General features: G+C 58.9%; 1 protein-coding gene. It reads right to left on the reverse strand.

Features of this window, described 5'->3' with window-relative positions; translation table 11 throughout:
• Positions 1–417 precede the first annotated feature (417 nt).
• Entirely contained in the window at positions 418–1,887 is a 1,470-nt protein-coding gene (locus tag J8I87_RS43570; RefSeq protein ID WP_209938812.1) for a phage integrase N-terminal domain-containing protein, read from the reverse strand.
• Between the last annotated feature and the right edge of the window lie 1,594 nt (positions 1,888–3,481).

Here is a 3,481-nt window from a genome sequence, read left to right on the forward strand (position 1 = left end):
GCCGGAAAGCTCGACTTTTCTACCTTTAACCCACATGCCCGGTAAGCCGCATTACCCATTCCATTTTCGAAATAGCCTGAATACCTCGCCGGTGACGGCGATCGTCGCCGATCCCGGGAGGTATGGCCGGTGTAAGCGTTGGTCGGCCCCGACTACATGACGGTGGTTCCGGGGCTACCGCGACCAAAGTTGGTGTGACAGCTGTTATTAACACCACAGGCAGAAAGGAATAAAAGGGCAATCAACGATACTTGGGTTAGTCGTTTCATTGTTTCTCCGGGTTAATTGCCCGACTGAATTCAGTATCTCAGCTCGACACCGCATTTCTAGCCCCCATGAAGCGGCGGCGATGGCGCAGTTGCTCACCCAACACGTTTGGTAACCGATACTGCGCCTCTTACCGACCGCTTCTGCGAGCTACACATCGGAGTCAGGAATGATGGCAATCGCTTGCTCATCTGATTCGAGACGACGCCCGCTACCGTCGACAACCCGAAGCATATTGTTCAGAAAGGTCGCGCTCGCCTCATCCGTTTCCTCGGCCATGATCCGGACGTACACAGGCGTCGAAAGCAGCGCCTCGAGCTCGGCCCGCAACGCAAGCGTGGGCTGGCCGCTCTCCCCGAATGTCATGAACTCGTACGGAACGGTCGCGTCCTGCGGGCGACACTTACCCATCGCACGAGCACCCACCATGTAGAGGCTGACGAAGCCGTGGCGCTCGAGCGCCTCGCGGAACGCATCAAGGTGCGGCTGAAGCGCATCCAGTTCCGCGATCGCCCGGTTCTTCTGGATTTCGCCCATGTTGACCACGCTGCCGCAGTAGGCGCTGGCGATCGACACGCGGGAGTGACCGAGAAGTTGCGCCACCAGTTGAGCCGCCACGCGCTTTTCGCCGCGCAGCGGGCTATTGCCACCCCGGATCGCGCTCTGCACACCCGACAGGCGCTCAAACTCGTTATTCGCGACCTCGTGGCGCAGGCCGTGGAGCGTAACGCCCAGATCGGCCTTGGTCAGCCCGAACTTCTTGGCGATGTACGAGAGGCGGCGGGCGTTGGTCTTGAGCGATTCACCCGGCCAGCCCAGAAAGCCGTCACGATCCTGCACCACGGCTTGAAGTTGGCGGAGTACGTCGAGTTTTTCCGGCGTATCGAGAGGGAGCACGCGATACCGGCCACCCTTCGTACCTTTCTTGATGGGAAGCCCTGAACCGCTTGCGGCGATCGCAGCCTTTAGCTCCTCGCGTGACACCTTCACATCGCTGAATGCGACGATGTTCGTGGTGCTGCCCACCACTACGGTCGCGTATGGACGGAGACAGACCATCTCCAGCCGGCGCAGCCCCCAGGTGCTGCCAGCGAGCAGCATCAGCCCGGCGCGCTCGTCAGCCCGCCGAATCTCGGCCAGTTTCTCGTCGACGTTCACACCGTTTCCCGACCAGCTCTTGTCCGTCTGAGCTGAGAGCGCGCGCTTGACCAGCTTTGGGTCTTTCACGTACTGGGCGGTCGGGCCGATCAGGCCGCACTTGCCGATCCAGTTGCAGAAGGTCCGGAAAGTCGTCATTCGGCCCTGTATGGTCGAAGCGGCCATGCGCTCATCAAGCCACTTATTCACAAGCGCCTGCATGTGCTTCTGCCGGAAGCTGGTAATCGTGTCGAACCGGTATCCGAGGACGCGCAGATCACGGAAGCCCTGAAAGAGGATATTGGCGCGGGTTTCCTGCGTATTGTCGGACGCACGGCGGTCGCCTCGAACCGTCCGCTGGTTCTCCGGTTGCTTGAGCATGTCGGCCAATTGCTTCTTCCAGTTCCCATGACGAATTGAAGTGTGTCCATCGTGCTTGGGTGCGTTTGCTACCTTACCGTTCGTCTTGAAGAGGTCCGTCATTCGCGTTCTCCTGACTCCTTTTGCCCTGTGGTGCCCTCTCGGTCGGCGAGCGAGCAGGTCGATCTTCATCCGGTCTCATTCCAGCGGGAATCGGTGCATAGGCGCACCAATCCCTCCGGGCTTGAGGCCGGAGCTTTGCTTCTGTTCCTACGGGGGTGTTTCTTGTCGCCTTCCGGAGCGACGGGGTGGCAGAGCCTGAACGTTAGAAACTTATGGAACTGCATAACCGATCCCTCGGCCGTACAGATGCGCTTTCGCGCCATCTCCGCTTGTGTTCCAAGCGGGGAGCCTTTGTCGCGTTTTTAAGAGGTGCGACTTCCTCCTGACTCCCGGTTAGCGCCCCAGGCACCTCCCGAACGAATCTGAACCCTCACATTCCTTACCTTGCGGCCTCCGAACCCGTGACGGGGTTCGAGCAAGTTGCCAGATACCCGGCCCGCCCCCGATACGCCTCAACGGGCGCTCGAAAACAGGTAGGTCGGCTTCCATGCGTTTCGCACGAAGCCGCGTCCAGCGGAATGAAAGTCATCGGAATAACGAGAAGCGCATGCACTTCGTGCCAGTGGATACCGCCCGTGTAGGTCAGGCGGCTGGCGGGCTGCTCCATGCGGAGCAATCACACATTTGGGGTCGGTGGTGGGTACCGATTCCGTCTTGCGAGAAAGTCACGTCGTACGCTTCCTGACGGAATGTAAGCGGCGAGAGCTTTTGTTGAGCCAGAGGCTTCCAGTGCTGACGTTGACGCTGATCGCACGCTCGATGCGTGACGCTTGCCGGACCAACCCGGCGCTATTCGCGCAGGAGGTCTTCGTGCGATCAGGGGTCGTTGTCGAGATGAAAGGTTCTAGCGGGGCGATGCCAGGCGTCGCTGATTTGCGAGCCGTGTGAATCCGCGAGGGATCCACGAGTTGCGTTTTGCCCGAGCGATCCTCATCGGATTTCGGGCGAGGCTGATGCCTCGACTGTCCTGCTTTTGGACGCGTTGCGCGTCCGGTTCCGACGCTGCCTACGTGCTGGCGTCGGTGGCTAGATACGGCCCAGCTGCCGATCAACGCACCGTGCGGTGCGATCGATGGTTCGCAGATTAGATAGGTCCACGCTTCCTGTCAAGAATCAAAATCGCTTTACTACACCCTTTGCTTTTACACAAATTCCCGAAAACCCCGGTGCTCATGTGTCTCGCGCCACATGGCAGGACACTCTCTTTACAATGTCTTTTGCAAACCGACACAAGAACGATAGGTGATGCACTGATACCGTCATTCGCCTCGCCCAACATTGCCGATAACCGTCAGAAGCGTGGCCGGTCATTGGCCATCACTGGCCGATAACTGGCCACGGCCTGCTTCCGCAGGCTCTGGGCCGTCATCCAATTCACGTGTCTGGCCAATAACCGGCCGATAACTGGCCACGCAATAGAGGTAGTCCGTTTGAGCGCCAGCGAAATCAACCAAAATTCTTGCTGACGAAGCCGATCTAACATGGATAGTCTGGTTTAGCATGACTGACCTGCCCTAGAATTTTCGGACCAGCTGAAACTTGAGAGAATGGCTTCCAACGGAGAAAGGAAGTCATGAAGAAGAGCCGGTTCACC

Origin of the sequence: Paraburkholderia sp. LEh10 (assembly GCF_017814945.1) — a bacterium.
Taxonomy (GTDB): Bacteria; Pseudomonadota; Gammaproteobacteria; order Burkholderiales; family Burkholderiaceae; genus Paraburkholderia.